This window comes from Aeromonas sp. (assembly GCF_051657805.1).
GTDB lineage: Bacteria > Pseudomonadota > Gammaproteobacteria > Enterobacterales > Aeromonadaceae > Aeromonas.
This window is the reverse complement of record NZ_JBOFLJ010000058.1, coordinates 1-15,868: the sequence shown is the minus strand read 5'-3', so window position 1 is coordinate 15,868 and position 15,868 is coordinate 1. Positions and strand designations below refer to the sequence as shown.

Below are 15,868 nucleotides of genomic sequence, written 5' to 3'. Positions count from 1 at the left end.
TCATATGCAGTGGTAAATACTATCTGGTTTGCGTGTCTTTACGCCGGGCCATGACGATGCATGTCGGCACATATTATTTCCGCGTCACATATTCCCGCAGGAAGGATGGGATCATCTGTTTTGGCTTCTTGCCCAGGGTCAGCAGCCATTCAAAATCCGGGTCGATGATGCCATGTTGACACGCCAGCTCTTCCAACAAGGCGAGCCAGAGGTGGGCCGTCACCTCGGCATCCGCCAGGGCGCGGTGAAACACCCCGTCATTGGGCAGTCGCTTGTATTGCACCAGGGTGCCCAGCTTGTGATCCGGGGCATCGGGAAACAGGCGCCTCGACAGCAGCAGGGAGCAGGCGAACTGCCCGCGGTATCGCGCCGGCAGCCGCTCGACTTCCGCATCCAGGAAGCGCTTGTCGAAGGAGGCGTTGTGGGCGACCAGATTGTCATCACCGATAAAGTCGACGAAATCCGCCATCACCTCGTTGCAGGGGGGAGCCTGTTTCAGCATGGCGTTGCTGATCCCGGTGTATTGCTCGATGAAGCTGCTGACGTTGAAGCCCGGATTCATCAGCGCCGAGAAACGCTCGCTGATCTGGCCATCCTTGATCCTGACGGCACCGATCTCGATGGCTCTATCCCCTTGTCCGGGTGAGAGCCCTGTGGTCTCGAAGTCGAGCACGACGACGGTATTGGCTGAGGCGATGGACATAATTTCTCGGGCAAGCTGGGTAAAGAGCGCCAGTCTAGGAAATCAGCCGTACCGTGTACAGCGCGATCTCTCTCAACAACAGAGCCGCATGGCTGTGAGTCATGAAGGAGAGAGGAGCATATAAAAAGCCCCGAGTGCCGTGACACTCGGGGCTTTCTCATGAACAGCGAAAGGCTGTGTCAGCGCTATCAGCGACCCAGTTTGCCCTTGAGCTGGGCGATGATGTCGCCAATGGCCACTTCCTGCTTCTCGCCAGTGCGGCGGCACTTGTACTCCACCACGCCGTTGTCGAGGCCGCGATCGCCGATGACGATGGCGTGGGGAACCCCCAGCAGCTCCATGTCGGCGAACATCACGCCCGGGCGCTCCTTACGGTCATCGAACAGCACGTCCACACCGGCGGCTTTGAGCTCGGCGTAGAACTGCTCGGCCTGCTCGGCGACGCGCTCGGACTTGTGCATGTTCATCGGCACGATGGCCACTTCGAACGGGGCGATGGCTTCCGGCCAGATGATGCCGTACTGGTCGTTGTTCTGCTCGATGGCTGCGGCCACCAGGCGGGAAACCCCGATGCCGTAGCAACCCATCTCCATGGTGACGGACTTGCCGCCCTCGTTCAGCACGCTCGCCTTCATGGCTTCGGAGTACTTGGTGCCGAGCTGGAAGATGTGGCCCACTTCGATGCCGCGCTTGAGCAGCAGCTTGCCCTGGCCGCAGGGGCTGGGGTCGCCTTCCACCACGTTGCGCAGATCGGCCACTTCGTAAGAAGCGATGTCGCGATCCCAGTTTGCGCCGGTCAGGTGGAAGCCGGTCTCGTTGGCGCCACAGACGAAGTCTGCCAGGTGAGCGGCGCTGCGATCGGCGATGATGCGACCGGTGAAGCCGACCGGGCCGATGGAGCCTGCGTCACAGCCGGCGGCGGCTTTGATCTGCTCGTCGTTGGCGAAAGTCAGCGGGTTGGCGACACCGGCCAGCTTCTCGGCCTTGATCTCGTTCAGTTCGTGATCGCCACGCAGTACCAGGGCGATGACCGCCTGCTTGCCGTGCTCATCCGCCTCGCCCAGCACCAGCAGGGTTTTGGCGATGGTGGCCGGAGCCACGGAGAGGAAGGCGGCGACCTCGTCGATGGTGTGGACGGCCGGGGTGGCGACCTTGGTCAGGGCTTTGGTCGCGGCGGCTCGCTCACCGGCCGGCGCCAGGGCCTCGGCCATCTCGATGTTAGCGGCGTAGTCTGAGGTGTCGGAGAAGGCGATCAGATCTTCACCGCTCTCGGCCAGCACCTGGAACTCGTGGGAGCCGGTGCCACCGATGGAGCCGGTATCGGCCTGCACCGGACGGAAGTTCAGGCCCATGCGGGTGAAGGCGGCGCAGTAGGCGGCGTGCATCTTCTCGTAGGTCTCGACCAGAGATTCCTTGTTGATGTGGAAGGAGTAGGCATCCTTCATCAGGAATTCGCGGCCGCGCATCACGCCGAAGCGGGGGCGGACCTCGTCACGGAACTTGGTCTGGATCTGGTAGAGGTTCAGGGGCAGCTGCTTGTAGCTGTTCACCTCGTAACGGATCAGGGCGGTGATCACCTCTTCGTGGGTCGGGCCCAGCACGAAGGGACGGTTGTGACGGTCGGTCAGGCGGCACAGCTCGGGGCCGTAGTCGTCCCAGCGGCCGGACTCCTGCCACAGCTCGGCCGGTTGCACCACCGGCATGGAGACTTCAATGGCACCAGCCTTGTTCATCTCTTCGCGAACTATGTTCTCGATCTTCTTCAGGACCCGCAGGCCGGACGGCAACCAGGCATACATGCCGGAGGCCAGTTTGCGGATCATGCCGGCGCGCAGCATCAGCTGATGGCTGACGACTTCCGCGTCGGAGGGGGTTTCCTTGAGAGTGGAGAGCAGGTATTGGCTGGTACGCATCGCGGTAGACCTTAGCTAGTTCGGGCGACTTGGCCCTGGAAAATTGCAAGTGCGGAATTTTAACAGGCCGAGGCGCGCGGCCCAAGGGCTAAATTAGGTGTTGGGGGAGGGGAGCCTGGTCGGCGGGGGAGAGGCTGGGCGGATGCGGGTGAGAGAGGTGAAAGAGAGGATCGAAGAGGGGGCGGCTGGGCGACCCCCTCCTCAGAGGGATCAACCCAGGTAGTCGATCAGGATCTTGGACACCTTGCCATCCAGGCCGTTGTGATAATGGCTGGTGACGACCACGTTGCCGCCGTCCAGGTTGGCGCTGCTGTTGAAGCTGCCAACCACAACTGTGTCGGTAATGGGTCCCTTGATCAGGATCTGGGCCCAGTCATCGTCGGTACTGGCCGAGGGGCTGTCGTAGACCTTGATGAGGGTGATGCCGGGGATGCCCTCCAGCTTCAGGGAGCGGGCCTCATCATTGCTGAAGCCCTGATCGCCACTCTTGCAGTCGATGTTGTAGCTGACTCCGCCGCTCAGGGTGTTGCCGACCTGATCCTGAGTGGCGCCATTGCCTTCCCAAAAGCTGATCCGTCCTTTAGCCATCTTGCTGTCCTTACGCGCTCAGGCGCGTGATAGAGGTGAAGGAAACCAAATTTAGATTCCATATGGATCTCTTTGGCTGATTGAGACTAGCCAGCCCGCAAGATATCGCCAGTCCCGTCAGTGGGTTTTTTCTTTATCACGCTGAATTCAAACAGATTAAAAATGTCGCCTTGCAGAGATGTGTTTGATACATCGGGTAAGAAACTCAAAAGAGACCCTTTTCTAGAGCGACGAATAGCCTCGGAGATGGCGGTCGCATCGTGCGGGGTGGCCCCTCCCTATGCTGGATACTTATCCAGTTATTCTTTATGCTATGGCCCAATTCATACAGAGTCTGCGTGGCGAGGAAGAGAACATGATCGGTCGCTTGAGAGGCGTCATCATCGAGAAACAACCCCCTGAGGTGTTGCTGGAGGTCGGCGGTGTGGGCTACGAGGTCCACATGCCCATGAGCTGCTTCTACGATCTGCCGGATCTTGGCAAGGAAGCGGTCATTCACACCCACTTCGTGGTGCGCGAAGACGCCCAGCTGCTCTATGGCTTCAACCACAAGCAGGAGCGGGCGCTGTTTCGCGAGCTGATCAAGACCAACGGGGTCGGCCCCAAGCTGGCGCTGGCCATCCTCTCCGGCATGACCGCCACCCAGTTCGTGATGAGTGTCGAGCGCGAGGAGATAAGCTCCCTCGTCAAGCTGCCCGGTGTGGGCAAGAAGACCGCCGAGCGCCTGGTGGTGGAGATGAAAGACCGCCTCAAGGGCTGGGTCAGCCACGATCTCTTCTCCCCCGCCGCCATCAGTCTGCCCGAGAAAGAGAGCGGGCTGCGCGCGCCGGATTCCAGCGAGGAAGCGGCCAGCGCCCTGGTGGCACTCGGCTACAAGCCCCAGCAGGCCAGCCAGATCGTTGCCAAGGTGGCGAAAGAGGGCATGTCGGTCGAGGCCATCATCCGTGAATCCTTGCGTAGTCTGGTGTAAGGATGACGATGTATAACGCAAAGCCTTTGGCCATGGCGGTGCAGCCAGGTGAGGTAGTACATGATTGAAGCGGATCGTCTGATATCGGCGGGAGAATCCCGCGAGGATGCGGTCATCGACCGGGCCATCCGCCCCAAGAAGCTGGCGGATTACACCGGCCAGGATCACGTCTGCGGCCAGATGGAGATCTTCATCGAGGCGGCCCGCCAGCGTGGGGAGGCCCTGGATCACCTGCTGATCTTCGGCCCGCCCGGCCTCGGCAAGACCACACTCGCGAACATCGTGGCCAACGAGATGGAGGTCAACATCAAGACCACCTCGGGCCCGGTGCTGGAGAAGGCCGGGGATCTGGCTGCCCTGCTCACCAACCTCGAACCCCACGATGTGCTCTTCATCGACGAGATCCACCGCCTCAGCCCCGTGGTGGAGGAGGTGCTCTATCCGGCCATGGAGGATTACCAGCTCGACATCATGATAGGGGAGGGGCCAGCCGCCCGCTCCATCAAGCTCGATCTGCCCCCCTTCACCCTGATCGGCGCCACCACCCGGGCCGGGTCGCTGACCAGCCCGCTGCGGGATCGCTTCGGCATCGTCCAGCGGCTGGAGTTCTACAACGTCAAGGATCTCACCGACATCGTCTCCCGCAGCGCCCGCTGCCTCGGACTCGAGATGTCGGACGACGGTGCGCTGGAGGTGGCTCGCCGCTCCCGCGGTACCCCGCGAATTGCAAACCGTTTGTTAAGACGGGTGCGGGATTTCGCCCAGGTGAAATCCGACGGGCGGATTGATGGACCCATTGCGGCCCGTGCCATGGACATGCTGGACGTGGATAACGAAGGCTTCGACTTCATGGACCGCAAGCTATTGTTGGCCGTCATCGACAAGTTTATGGGGGGGCCGGTTGGCCTTGACAACCTGGCCGCGGCCATCGGTGAAGAGAAGGACACCATCGAAGATGTGCTGGAGCCCTACCTCATCCAGCAGGGCTATCTGCAGCGTACCCCCAGGGGACGGCTGGCGACCGCGAGGGCCTATGCCCACTTCGGCCTGCAGCGACCGCCGGAAGCATAGAAATATCTGATTGAATGAAAAACCGCCTCCAGGGGCGGTTTTTTACTATTCTGACAAAATTCCCGGGCCAAAAAAAAGCCCACGGCGGATGCGGTGGGCAAAGACAATTCAGGATGGATGTTCACAGACAGTGAGTGCGTCTGGAGACCGGTCAGGAAAACACGAAGAGAGCCGTCGCGAGGCCTCAGAGTCGGTTCATTTGATAGAGCTGAACGAACGAAAGCTTGTAGTAACGAATGGTCTTGGCAACAAACTTTTTCATCATTAATCCCAACAAACAGGTTCGAAATGTTCATCGAATACGTACCGGGAACCCAGTATGACCGGCCTGTATCCAGAGGTGTGCCCTCACTGCGAGGCGCATTGTAGGAGCACTCGACGGACCGGACAAACAAGAAAATTTGCCACCATCGGATTAGATTAAGTAATCTTTATGTGGTGGTGTGAAATAAGCATAAACATGTGTTTTTACTGGTTTTAAATTGCAATCAAGGGTTGGGCTTCAGTTTAGGAAATACAGGGTTGAAGGATGGCGAAGCATTATTTGTTTAACAGAATTGAAACTATTTCGTTATGTATTAAAATTGATTTAAATCAAACATTTATGTGTTGTGTTGTTTTGTGATGTGGCTCCCATAATTAAGGCTTTCATCCCGATAAGTTGCCCTGAAAAGGCATGTATTGGTGATGGTTTTACATTGATTTCAATCAAATAAAGGTGATATAAAACAGCGGTCATTATAGGCGGGAATAGAATTGCAGTTAATGTTTACTAGATGTTAAACATTAGCTTTTTTTGTTCTTGTATATTGCCTTGTTGTTAATGTGGTTGCAGTCGAATCCGGTCATCGATCTTGGTATGGCCGATCATTCGGGGCCTTCCAATGGAAGCTTTGTCCTTAAAACTTAAAATAGCCGTGCCAATAATCGGTGAGGAAACATCATGATTGCTGAGCATGTGGTAGACCTATCGCGGTTCCAATTTGCTGCGACGGCCCTTTATCACTTCCTGTTTGTACCCTTGACGCTGGGGATGGCCTTCATCCTGGCGATCATGGAGTCTGTCTATGTGATGACCAACAACACTGTCTACCGGGACATGACCAAGTTCTGGGGCAAGTTGTTCGGGATCAACTTTGCCCTCGGGGTGACCACAGGGTTGACCATGGAGTTCCAGTTCGGGACCAACTGGGCCTACTACTCCCACTACGTCGGCGATATCTTCGGGGCCCCCCTGGCCATCGAAGGGCTGATGGCCTTCTTCCTGGAGTCCACCTTCGTCGGTATGTTCTTCTTCGGTTGGGATCGTCTCAGCAAACGCCAGCACCTGGCAGCCACCTGGCTGATGGCGCTGGGTACCAACCTCTCCGCCCTCTGGATCCTGGTCGCCAACGGCTGGATGCAGAACCCGGTCGGTGCCGAGTTCAACTTCGAATCCATGCGTATGGAGATGGTGAGCTTCGCCGATCTGGTGTTCAACCCGGTTGCCCAGGTCAAGTTCGTCCACACGGTGGCGGCGGGCTACACCACGGGCGCCATGTTCGTGCTGGGTATCTCCTCCTACTACCTGCTGAAGAATCGTGACGTGGCCTTCGCCCGCCGCTCCTTCGCCATCGCGGCCGCTTTCGGCATGGCCTCCATCGTTTCCGTGCTGATCCTGGGTGATGAGTCCGGTTATGAGACAGGTGAAGTGCAGAAGGTGAAACTGGCTGCCATCGAAGCCGAGTGGAACACCGAGCCGGCGCCGGCCTCCTTCACCCTGTTCGGCATCCCGAACCAAGAAGAGATGCGCACCGACTACGCCATCAAGATCCCGTATGCGCTTGGCATCATCGCCACCCGTTCCCTGGACGGTCAGGTGACCGGCCTGAAGGATCTGAAGAGCGAGCACGAGCTGCGTGTGCGCAACGGCATGGTCGCCTATGACCTGCTGACCAAGCTGCAATCCGGTGACAAGTCCGACGATACCCGCGCCCGTTTCGACGAGGTGAAGCAGGATCTGGGCTACGGTCTGCTGCTCAAGCGCTACACCCCGAACGTGACCGATGCGACCGACGCCCAGATCAAGTCCGCCGTGGATGACTCCATCCCGCAGGTGGCACCGCTGTTCTTCGCGTTCCGCATCATGGTTGCCTGCGGCATCGTCATGCTGCTGCTGATCGGCATCGCCTTCTACGACAGCACCCGCCACAAGATCGGCGAGCGCAAGTGGCTGCTCAAGGCGCTGCTGTACGGGATCCCGCTGCCCTGGATCGCCATCGAATGTGGCTGGTTCGTCGCGGAATATGGTCGCCAGCCCTGGACCATCGCCGAGATGCTGCCGACCTCCGTCTCCGCATCCAACCTCCCGGCCTCCGAGATCTGGTTCTCCCTCATCGGAATCTGCCTGTTCTACACAGTGCTGCTCATCATCGAGATGTACCTGATGTTCAAGTACGCGCGTCTGGGCCCGAGCAGTCTGAAAACGGGCAAGTACCACTTCGAACAGAGCAAGGCTTAAGGAGAGGATCCCATGTTTGATTACGAATTATTGCGTCTGGTCTGGTGGGTTCTGGTCGGCGTACTGCTGATCGGCTTCGCCGTCACCGACGGTTTCGATATGGGGGTGGGTGCCCTGCTTCCCTTCGTCGGCAAGAAGGATGTCGAGCGTCGGGTGATGCTCAACACCATGGGCCCGCACTGGGAAGGTAACCAGGTCTGGTTGGTGACCGCAGGTGGAGCCCTGTTCGCGGCCTGGCCCATGGTCTATGCGGCAGCCTTCTCCGGCTTCTACATCGCCATGATCCTGACCCTGATGGCCCTCTTCCTGCGCCCGGTCGGCTTCAAGTACCGCTCCCTGCGGGAAGATGCCAAGTGGCGCAACAACTGGGACTGGGGGCTCTTCGTCGGTAGCGCCGTGCCGCCTGTCATCTTCGGGGTCGCCTTCGGCAACCTGCTGCAGGGTGTGCCGTTCAGCTTCAACCAGTTCCTGATGCTGACCTATCACGGCAACTTCTTCGGTCTGCTCAACCCGTTCGGCCTGCTGGCCGGCCTGGTGAGCCTCTTCATGATCGTCACCCAGGGTGCCACCTGGCTGATGATGAAGACCGAGGGTGAAGTGCTGGCCCGTTCCCGCACCGCCGCCATGATCTTCTCCCTGCTGACCCTGGTGCTGTTCGCTCTGGCCGGCGTCTGGGTGAGCGGCATGGATGGTTACGTGGTGGTGGGCAGCATGGCCACCGACGCCGTCACCAACCCGCTTCACAAGGAAGTGGTGGTGCAGGCCGGTGCCTGGATGAACAACTACAGCCTCTACCCCTGGATGATCGCGGCCCCCGCGCTGGGTCTGGCGATGTGCCTGCTGACCGCGGCCGCGGCCAAGATCGGCAAGGGCTGGCTGGCGTTCCTCTGCTCCTCCCTGGCCATTGCGGGCATCATTCTGACGGCGGGCTTCTCCATGTTCCCGTTCCTGATGCCCTCCAGCCTGGAGCCGTCCCAGAGCCTGACCATGTGGGATGCCACCGCCTCCTTCAACACCCTCAAGGTGATGACGGTGGTCGCTGTCATCTTTGTCCCGACCGTGCTGGCGTATACCCTCTGGACCTACATCAAGATGTTTGGCCGGGTGAGCAACAAGCACATCGAAGACAACCAACAATCGCTCTATTAAGAAGGTGCCCTGATATGTGGTATTTCACCTGGATCCTGGGTTTGTTGCTGGCCTGTGCCTTCGGTGTCATCAACGCACTCTGGCTGGAACACACCGAGAACATGGATCGCAAGATCGATGAAAACAAGTGATCTCCTCGCTCGGTTGGCGGCTCCCCTGGAGCGCCAACCCTGGCAAGGGGTGATGTTGGTGGCGGCGACCCTGCTCGCCGTCGCCATCCTGCAGGCGCCCAATCTGATCGCCGCCAACACCAGTGAGCACGGGCTCTGGCTCGCCCCCTGGCTGATGTGGGCGGTCAGTTGTGGCGTGATGCACGGGCTGGGATTCCATCCCCGCAGCCTCATCGGTCGGTTGCTGTTTTGCCCCTGGCTCGCCTTGCCCACGCTGTTATACGGGCTTTGGCTGACCCAGGGTTATTTCCTGTCATAAAAAGAGAGGGAGGCAGAGCGTTATCTGTCTCCCTCTTGCTTTTACCGCGTCAGTCGGCGACTCGCGCCTCTCTCGATTCCGATTGCTCTCCTTGTGAGTCTGTCTGAGCCAACCCCATCTCCTGCCATCTGGGGGACAAGGCATGGCTTTCCCTGCGCCTCATGTTGGTTATCCCCCATTCACCTGCGTCTCTATTTCCCTTTGTGCTCCGATGCCAGTGACTCGTCTCGGCATGGATTGACCCTGAAATATTTCCTGCCATAAAAAATACTGAGGGATGGGATTTCCCTGTCTCCCCCTGCTTCTTTCCTATTCAGCCCTGCGCTATGATAGCCCCCCATCTGACTGTCGAATGGATCACAGATTTTTATGGGGGAAGTCTCTGAGTTTCCGGTGCGTGTCTACTACGAGGACACGGACGCCGGAGGCATCGTCTACAACGCCAACTATCTCAAGTTTATGGAACGGGCCCGTACCGAATTCCTGCGTGCCGGCGGCATCGAGCAGGACGTCCTGCTGCAGGCCGGGCTTGCCTTCGTGGTGAGTCGCACCGAGATCGATTTTCGCGCCGCGGCCCGCTTCAATGAACTGCTGACCGTATTGACGCAAGTGACTGAAGTGAAACGCGCATCCATGCGCTTTTCGCAGCAGATCCTGGCGGCTGATGGACGACTGATCACCCAGGCCATGGTACAGATAGCCTGTGTCAGTCATCCGCAAATGAAACCTGTCGCAATACCTGAAAATATCAAGGGAGTGCTGTTAAGTGCACGCTGAAATTTCGTTTATTGGCCTGTTCTGGCAAGCCAGTCTGTTGGTCAAACTGGTCATGATGACCCTGATGGGCATGTCGGTCGTCTCCTGGGCGCTGATCATCCAGCGTTCCAAGGCCATCAAGGCGGCCAACCTAGCCTCCGAGCAGTTTGAGGACAGATTCTGGTCCGGGGTCGATCTGAACCGCCTCTATCAGGAGTCCTCCTCCCGCCGCGATGACATCGAAGGCATGGAAGACATCTTCTACTCCGGCTTCAAGGAATATGCCCGTCTGCTCAAGGCCGGCGCCCGTGGCCAGGATGCGGTGATGGACGGCACTTATCGTGCCATGCGGGTCTCCCTGTCCCGTGCGGTGGATGATCTGGAGTCCAACCTGCCGGTACTGGCGACCATCGGCTCCATCAGTCCCTATATCGGTCTGTTCGGCACCGTCTGGGGGATCATGAACGCCTTCATCGCCCTGGGTCAGGTCCAGCAGGCCACCCTGCAGATGGTGGCACCGGGTATCGCGGAGGCGCTGATCGCCACCGCCATGGGTCTGTTTGCGGCTATTCCGGCGGTCATCTTCTACAACCGCTTCACCAACAAGGTGGAACGGCTGGAAAACGCCTACGCCAACTTCATGGACGAGTTCACCACCATTCTGAACCGCCAAATCGCACAGCAGGGTGAGAAGTAATGCAAACCTATCAGCGGCTCAAACGCAAGAAGGTCGCCGAGATCAACGTGGTGCCCTACATCGACGTCATGCTGGTGTTGCTCATCATCTTCATGGCGGTGACGCCGGTGATCACGCAAGGGGTCAAGGTTGACCTGCCCCAGGCAGAGGCCGAGCAACTGCCCGAGGATGCCAAGCCCCCCTTCATCGTCAGCGTGAACACCGAGGGTGAGTACGTCATCAAGGCCGGTGAGGCGGATGACGAGCCGGTGCCGAGTGGCACGCCCGAGGCGATGCAGCAATACATCACTGAGAAGGCCATGGGCTACCTGGCCATCAACCAGAACGCCCCCGTGGTGGTGGCCGGTGACAAGTCCGTGCGCTACGAAGAGGTGATCCTGTTGATGGTCGCCCTCAAGAAGGCCGGTGTGCCTCAGGTTGGCCTGATGACGGATCCGGTGAACTGACGGAGATGGATGTGAAGCGTGGTATTTCCGGTTATCTCGTCGCGTCGCTGCTGCTGCATCTGATCATCGGCATCATACTGCTGGTCGGTATCGACTTTAGCAAGCCCAAGCGCCCCGAGTCGAAGGGACAGATAGTCAACGCTGTGATGCTGGACAGCGACTTCCTGGAACAACAGGCCCAGCAGATCCAGCAGCAGAAACAGGCGCAGCCCAAGGCCGCTCAGCAGCAGAAGGAAAAAGACAAGGAAGACGCCGATCAGGCCAGGCGCGAGTTGGCGAAGGAGCAGGAGCGCCTGCGCATCGCCGAGACCAAGCGCAAGGAGGCCGAAGAGGCGACCCGCAAGGCCGAGACCGAGAAGCAGAAGAAGGTTGCCGAGCAGAAGCAGGCGGAAGAGAAGGCCCAGAAGGCCGAGGAAGCCCGCAAGCAGGCGGCCGAGAAAGCCAAGGCGGAGGCCAAGCGCCAGGAAGAAGAGCTGGCCAAGGCGTTGGCGCTGAAGAAAAAGAAAGAAGAGCTGGAGAAGAAGCAGGCCGACGAGAAGGCCAAGGCGGACGCGGCCAAGAAGGCGGAGGCCGACAAGAAGGCCAAGGCCGAGGCAGAGAAGAAAGCCAAGGCAGAAGCTGAGAAGAAGGCCAAGGCAGAAGCTGAGAAGAAGGCCAAGGCTGAGGCCGAGAAAAAAGCCGCGGATGAAGCCGCCAAGAAGGCAAAAGCTGACGCAGAGAAGAAGGCGAAGGCAGAGGCCGACAAGAAGGCCAAGATTGAGGCTGAGCGCAAGCGCAAGGCGGCGGAAGAAGCCAAGTTGCAAAAAGAGATGGAAGCCATGATGCAGCAGCAGCTGGAGGCTGAGGCCAACTCACGCAGCCAGGCCGCATCCGCAGCCGCCAAGGGAGAGGTGGACAAGTATGCCGCTCTCATCAAGGCCACGGTCGAGCGCTACATGATCCTGGACCCCACCATGCGGGGCAAAACCTGTACCATCGGTGTGAAATTGGCCAGTACCGGCTTCGTCATCTCGGTGGACAACGGCCAGGGGGATCCCGCGGTCTGTCGCTCCGGCAAGGCGGCGGTGTTGAAGGCGAACCAGTTGCCGGTGCCGAAGGATCCTGCGGCGTTCGAGATGTTGAAGGAGTTTAACCTCAAGTTAGAACCAAGCATCTAAGCGTGATACAACTGAGTAACAGATTGTGATTGGCAGCTTCTGCTGATAAAGGATTTTCACCTCTCATTTTTATTGGAACAGAGTATTTAAGCCATGATAAGAAAAGTGTTTTTTGCTTTGGTTGGCTGCCTTCTGCTGGGCCAGAGCGCTCAGGCGGCCCTGGACATCGTCATCACCGGCGGTATTGACAGCGCACGTCCCATCGCCATCGCCCCCTTCAAGTGGGAAGGCAATGGTCAACTGCCGCAGGACATCGCCGAGGTGGTGTCCAACGACCTGATGCGCAGCGGCAAGTTCAAGCCCCTGGCTCGCAGCCAGATGCCGCAGACCCCGAGCACCAGCGGCGAGATCAACTTCGCACCCTGGGCCTCCCAGGGGGTGGAAGCCGTGGTGGTGGGTACCATTGCCGCCGTGGGGGATGGCTCCTACAAGATCAACTTCGAGCTGGTCGACGTACTGAAGGGCCAGCTGGCCAAGACCCAGGGCGGGGAAGCGAACGGTTACATCCTCGATAGCCGCATGGCCACCATCCCCGGTGCCCAGATGCGTCAGTTCGCCCACCGCATCTCCGACATCGTCTACGAGCGCCTGACCGGCGAGCGCGGTGCCTTCCTGACCCGACTGGCCTATGTGTCCGTTCAGCAGGGCACTCAGTTCCCGTATCAGCTGCGCATCTCCGACTATGACGGCTACAACGAGAAGACCCTGCTGCGCTCCCGCGAGCCGCTGATGTCCCCGGCCTGGTCACCGGATGGCAGCAAGCTGGCCTATGTCAGCTTCGAGAACCAGAAATCCGAGATCTATGTGCAGGATATCTACACCCAGCAGCGCAGCATGATCACCAGTTTCCGCGGCATCAACGGTGCGCCGGAATGGTCACCAGATGGTCGTCGATTGGCTATTGTTCTGTCCAAAGATGGGCAGCCCGATATCTATGTTGTTGATGTTGCTAGCAAGCAACTCACTCGAGTCACAAATAACCGCACCATAGACACCGAACCCTCCTGGATGCCGGACGGTCAAACTTTGCTGTTCACCTCTGAACGTGGTGGCAAACCCCAGATTTATAGCGTAAATTTGGCGACTGGTGTCACTCGCCGGATGACCTGGGAAGGAGATTCCAACCAGGGTGCTTCCATTACCCCGGACGGCAAGTCCATGGTGATGGTGACCCGGGTTCAGGGACAATATCGCATCGCTCGCCAGGATATGGAAAACGGAGCCATGTTGGTGTTGACCCAGAGTGCTCTGGATGAGTCGCCAAGTGTGGCTCCCAATGGCAGCATGATCATTTATGCCACCATCTATCAAGGTCGCAAGAGTCTGGCTTTGGTGTCGACCGACGGTCGCTTCAAGGCAGTGCTCCCGACCAATAGCGGTGAAATTCGTGCACCAGCTTGGTCGCCCTTCTTGAATTGATAAAAAAATCGATTGTTTTTTGTTTTGTTATAAAGGTTTAAGGAAATAGCATGCAACTCAATAAACTGCTCAAGGGTCTGGCCATCGCACTGCCACTGTTCACCCTGGCTGCCTGTAGTTCTTCTTCCGACTCCGACGCCGCTGGTGCCGAGTCTGGCATGACTGACGGCATGGGCGGTGTACAAACCGGTGGCGCCAACGGCATGTTGTCCCCGGAAGAACAGATGCGTCAAAAGTTCGAAGCGCTGCAGCGCGACAACGTGATCTACTTCCCGTACGACGGTTATGACATCCAGGGTCAGTACGCCGACCTGCTGGATGCCCACGCCAGCTACCTGCGTGAGCGCCCGAGCGTCAAGGTACTGATCGAAGGCCACGCCGATGAGCGCGGTACGCCGGAATACAACATCGCCTTGGGCGAGCGTCGTGCCAAGGCTGTCGCCAAGTACATGCAAACCCTGGGTGTACAGGCCGAGCAGCTCTCCATCGTCAGCTATGGCGAAGAGAAGCCGCTGGATCTGTCCCACACCGAGGAAGCCTTCGCCAAGAACCGCCGCGCGGTCCTGGTTTACTAAGGTTTGAACCCAATTTTATTGGTGTCTAAGCAAGCGGCCATCTCGATGGCCGTTTTATTTACACCGGACTGCCGATTTGATCCGAATGAAATTTGTGTCTAAGCAAGCGACTATTGCGATGGCCGTTTTTACTGCACTAAACGCTAAGGTTTGATCCGAATGAAATCTGTGTACAAGCAAACGCCGATTGTGCTGGCCATGTTCGTTGCGCTGAATGCTCAGGCGGCTGCGCCGGTGAGCGATCTCAGTGGCGATAGCGGCAGCAGCGTCGTCCTCAGTGGCAACAATGGCGCCATCGTGCCCACGGGAAGCCTGGAAGACAGGGTCGCCTTGCTGGAGCGCACCCTCAATGCCCGTCTGCGCCTGCAGGCCGACTTGCAGCAGCAGGTGGACTCCCTGCAAGGGGAGGTCTCAGAGCTGCGTGGTCAGTTGGAGCAGCAGACCTACCAGATGGAGCAGTCCCAGGAGCGCCAGCGTCAGCTCTATCAGGAGCTCGACAAGGTGGCGAACAGCCAGCCTGCGGCCGCCGCAGCTGCACCTGCCGCTGCCGGTACGGCAGCCACGCCAGCCGCTGCGGCCAACTACTCGACCAATCAGGACGAGAACCAGGCCTATGACGCCGCCGTGAACATGGTGCTCAAGGAGAAGAACTACGACAAGGCGATCCCCGCCTTCGAGGGCTTCATCAAGCAGTTCCCGAACTCCAGCTACGTGCCCAATGCCCACTACTGGCTCGGCCAGCTGATGTTCAACAAGGGTGACAGAACCGGCGCCGCCGCCCAGTTCACCACGGTCGCGACCAAGTACAGCAAGTCTCCCAAGCGGGCCGATGCGCTGCTGAAGCTCGGCATGCTGGCACAGCTCGATGGCAAGAAGGCGGAAGCCAAGAACTTCTACGAGCAGGTGATCAAGGGTTACCCGAACACCTCGCCGGCCCAACTCGCCAAGCAGAGCCTCGGCAAGCTGTAACATTGCCGTAGGTCACTGTTTTCGTAACAGTCTTGTAAACAGTGCCCGGCTTTGTATGCACAGTGAGCAAACAGATTTAATTTGAGAGTTTTCTATTGCGCCAGGATGATAAATCCGTAATATAGGCCGCCGTCAGAGCCGGTGCAGCAGTGCACTCGGACCTGGTCGTGGTGAGGGTCGTTAGCTCAGTCGGTAGAGCAGTTGACTTTTAATCAATTGGTCGCTGGTTCGAATCCAGCACGACCCACCATTTCTTCACTAAGGGTGAAGACAAGATTCCCAGGTCGTTTAGCTCAGCTGGGAGAGCACCTCCCTTACAAGGAGGGGGTCACTGGTTCGAGCCCAGTAACGACCACCATGTTTAACACGGTTCGCCACATGCGGACGGTGACAGGTTCAAGATGGGTCGTTAGCTCAGTCGGTAGAGCAGTTGACTCTTAATCAATTGGTCGTAGGTTCGATCCCTACACGACCCACCATCTTGACCACAGAGTTCCCAGGTCGTTTAGCTCAGCTGGGAGAGCAC

16 protein-coding genes and 3 tRNA genes are annotated in these 15,868 nt (G+C 58.5%); 16 read left to right on the top strand and 3 right to left on the bottom strand.

Annotated elements, in window-relative coordinates; translation table 11 throughout:
- Window positions 1-73: 73 nt before the first annotated feature.
- The 3 genes from ACRCYW_RS17690 to ACRCYW_RS17680 all read right to left on the bottom strand — a co-directional run bounded on the left by ACRCYW_RS17690 (window position 74) and on the right by ACRCYW_RS17680 (window position 3,204).
- On the bottom strand, window positions 74-703 hold the full coding sequence (locus ACRCYW_RS17690) for a 3'-5' exonuclease (protein ID WP_438551332.1): 630 nt from the start codon (window positions 701-703) through the stop codon (window positions 74-76).
- A 188-nt stretch (window positions 704-891) separates the two neighbouring features.
- Window positions 892-2,616 (bottom strand): proline--tRNA ligase, encoded by a 1,725-nt coding sequence (locus ACRCYW_RS17685; protein ID WP_438551331.1) that lies wholly within the window; start codon window positions 2,614-2,616, stop codon window positions 892-894.
- A 210-nt stretch (window positions 2,617-2,826) separates the two neighbouring features.
- Window positions 2,827-3,204, bottom strand: coding sequence for a hypothetical protein (locus ACRCYW_RS17680; protein WP_438551330.1), 378 nt, complete (start codon window positions 3,202-3,204; stop codon window positions 2,827-2,829).
- Window positions 3,205-3,559: 355 nt separating this feature from the next.
- Between ACRCYW_RS17680 and ruvA the strand changes: the two genes are divergently transcribed.
- From ruvA to ACRCYW_RS17600, 16 genes are all read left to right on the top strand, one after another.
- Window positions 3,560-4,174 (top strand): Holliday junction branch migration protein RuvA, encoded by a 615-nt coding sequence (gene ruvA, locus ACRCYW_RS17675; protein ID WP_438551329.1) that lies wholly within the window; start codon window positions 3,560-3,562, stop codon window positions 4,172-4,174.
- Window positions 4,175-4,234: 60 nt separating this feature from the next.
- On the top strand, window positions 4,235-5,245 hold the full coding sequence (ruvB, locus tag ACRCYW_RS17670; RefSeq protein ID WP_438551328.1) for a Holliday junction branch migration DNA helicase RuvB: 1,011 nt from the start codon (window positions 4,235-4,237) through the stop codon (window positions 5,243-5,245).
- 943 nt (window positions 5,246-6,188) lie between these two features.
- On the top strand, window positions 6,189-7,745 hold the full coding sequence (gene cydA, locus ACRCYW_RS17665; RefSeq protein ID WP_438551327.1) for a cytochrome ubiquinol oxidase subunit I: 1,557 nt from the start codon (window positions 6,189-6,191) through the stop codon (window positions 7,743-7,745).
- Window positions 7,746-7,757: 12 nt separating this feature from the next.
- Window positions 7,758-8,894 carry a cytochrome d ubiquinol oxidase subunit II gene (cydB, locus tag ACRCYW_RS17660; protein ID WP_438551326.1) on the top strand — a complete coding sequence of 379 codons (1,137 nt, stop codon included), beginning with the start codon at window positions 7,758-7,760 and terminating at the stop codon, window positions 8,892-8,894.
- Between the two features lie 14 nt (window positions 8,895-8,908).
- On the top strand, window positions 8,909-9,025 hold the full coding sequence (gene cydX / locus ACRCYW_RS17655; RefSeq protein ID WP_100859361.1) for a cytochrome bd-I oxidase subunit CydX: 117 nt from the start codon (window positions 8,909-8,911) through the stop codon (window positions 9,023-9,025).
- On the top strand, window positions 9,012-9,323 hold the full coding sequence (locus ACRCYW_RS17650) for a cyd operon YbgE family protein (protein WP_438551325.1): 312 nt from the start codon (window positions 9,012-9,014) through the stop codon (window positions 9,321-9,323). The genes cydX and ACRCYW_RS17650 overlap by 14 nt, the downstream gene beginning before the upstream one ends.
- Window positions 9,324-9,692: 369 nt before the next feature.
- Window positions 9,693-10,100, top strand: a complete 408-nt coding sequence (ybgC, locus tag ACRCYW_RS17645; RefSeq protein ID WP_438551324.1) for a tol-pal system-associated acyl-CoA thioesterase — start codon at window positions 9,693-9,695, stop codon at window positions 10,098-10,100.
- On the top strand, window positions 10,090-10,776 hold the full coding sequence (tolQ, locus tag ACRCYW_RS17640; protein ID WP_010672873.1) for a protein TolQ: 687 nt from the start codon (window positions 10,090-10,092) through the stop codon (window positions 10,774-10,776). The genes ybgC and tolQ overlap by 11 nt, the downstream gene beginning before the upstream one ends.
- Complete coding sequence (gene tolR, locus ACRCYW_RS17635) at window positions 10,776-11,222, top strand: protein TolR (RefSeq protein WP_438551323.1); 447 nt, start codon at window positions 10,776-10,778, stop codon at window positions 11,220-11,222. The genes tolQ and tolR overlap by 1 nt, the downstream gene beginning before the upstream one ends.
- Window positions 11,223-11,227: 5 nt before the next feature.
- Entirely contained in the window at window positions 11,228-12,379 is a 1,152-nt protein-coding gene (tolA, locus tag ACRCYW_RS17630; protein ID WP_438551322.1) for a cell envelope integrity protein TolA, read from the top strand.
- A gap of 93 nt (window positions 12,380-12,472) precedes the next feature.
- Window positions 12,473-13,798 carry a Tol-Pal system beta propeller repeat protein TolB gene (gene tolB, locus ACRCYW_RS17625; protein ID WP_438551321.1) on the top strand — a complete coding sequence of 442 codons (1,326 nt, stop codon included), beginning with the start codon at window positions 12,473-12,475 and terminating at the stop codon, window positions 13,796-13,798.
- A 50-nt stretch (window positions 13,799-13,848) separates the two neighbouring features.
- Window positions 13,849-14,373, top strand: coding sequence for a peptidoglycan-associated lipoprotein Pal (gene pal / locus ACRCYW_RS17620; protein WP_100859355.1), 525 nt, complete (start codon window positions 13,849-13,851; stop codon window positions 14,371-14,373).
- A gap of 159 nt (window positions 14,374-14,532) precedes the next feature.
- The gene (gene ybgF, locus ACRCYW_RS17615; RefSeq protein ID WP_438551320.1) at window positions 14,533-15,342 is read left to right on the top strand and encodes a tol-pal system protein YbgF; all 810 of its coding nucleotides are present in this window, start codon (window positions 14,533-14,535) and stop codon (window positions 15,340-15,342) included.
- 174 nt (window positions 15,343-15,516) lie between these two features.
- Window positions 15,517-15,592, top strand: a tRNA-Lys gene (locus tag ACRCYW_RS17610).
- A gap of 32 nt (window positions 15,593-15,624) precedes the next feature.
- Window positions 15,625-15,700: transfer RNA gene (locus ACRCYW_RS17605), tRNA-Val, on the top strand.
- A gap of 45 nt (window positions 15,701-15,745) precedes the next feature.
- A tRNA-Lys gene (locus ACRCYW_RS17600) sits at window positions 15,746-15,821 on the top strand.
- Window positions 15,822-15,868: the final 47 nt, after the last annotated feature.

What these genes read in the sequence shown, in the direction of transcription:
- ACRCYW_RS17690 (WP_438551332.1), bottom strand. Translation starts at nt 703, where the DNA reads ATGTCCATCGCCTCAGCCAATACCGTCGTCGTGCTCGACTTCGAGACC.
- ACRCYW_RS17685 (WP_438551331.1), bottom strand. Translation starts at nt 2,616, where the DNA reads ATGCGTACCAGCCAATACCTGCTCTCCACTCTCAAGGAAACCCCCTCC.
- ACRCYW_RS17680 (WP_438551330.1), bottom strand. Translation starts at nt 3,204, where the DNA reads ATGGCTAAAGGACGGATCAGCTTTTGGGAAGGCAATGGCGCCACTCAG.
- ruvA (WP_438551329.1), top strand. Translation starts at nt 3,560, where the DNA reads ATGATCGGTCGCTTGAGAGGCGTCATCATCGAGAAACAACCCCCTGAG.
- ruvB (WP_438551328.1), top strand. Translation starts at nt 4,235, where the DNA reads ATGATTGAAGCGGATCGTCTGATATCGGCGGGAGAATCCCGCGAGGAT.
- cydA (WP_438551327.1), top strand. Translation starts at nt 6,189, where the DNA reads ATGATTGCTGAGCATGTGGTAGACCTATCGCGGTTCCAATTTGCTGCG.
- cydB (WP_438551326.1), top strand. Translation starts at nt 7,758, where the DNA reads ATGTTTGATTACGAATTATTGCGTCTGGTCTGGTGGGTTCTGGTCGGC.
- cydX (WP_100859361.1), top strand. Translation starts at nt 8,909, where the DNA reads ATGTGGTATTTCACCTGGATCCTGGGTTTGTTGCTGGCCTGTGCCTTC.
- ACRCYW_RS17650 (WP_438551325.1), top strand. Translation starts at nt 9,012, where the DNA reads ATGAAAACAAGTGATCTCCTCGCTCGGTTGGCGGCTCCCCTGGAGCGC.
- ybgC (WP_438551324.1), top strand. Translation starts at nt 9,693, where the DNA reads ATGGGGGAAGTCTCTGAGTTTCCGGTGCGTGTCTACTACGAGGACACG.
- tolR (WP_438551323.1), top strand. Translation starts at nt 10,776, where the DNA reads ATGCAAACCTATCAGCGGCTCAAACGCAAGAAGGTCGCCGAGATCAAC.
- tolA (WP_438551322.1), top strand. Translation starts at nt 11,228, where the DNA reads ATGGATGTGAAGCGTGGTATTTCCGGTTATCTCGTCGCGTCGCTGCTG.
- tolB (WP_438551321.1), top strand. Translation starts at nt 12,473, where the DNA reads ATGATAAGAAAAGTGTTTTTTGCTTTGGTTGGCTGCCTTCTGCTGGGC.
- pal (WP_100859355.1), top strand. Translation starts at nt 13,849, where the DNA reads ATGCAACTCAATAAACTGCTCAAGGGTCTGGCCATCGCACTGCCACTG.
- ybgF (WP_438551320.1), top strand. Translation starts at nt 14,533, where the DNA reads ATGAAATCTGTGTACAAGCAAACGCCGATTGTGCTGGCCATGTTCGTT.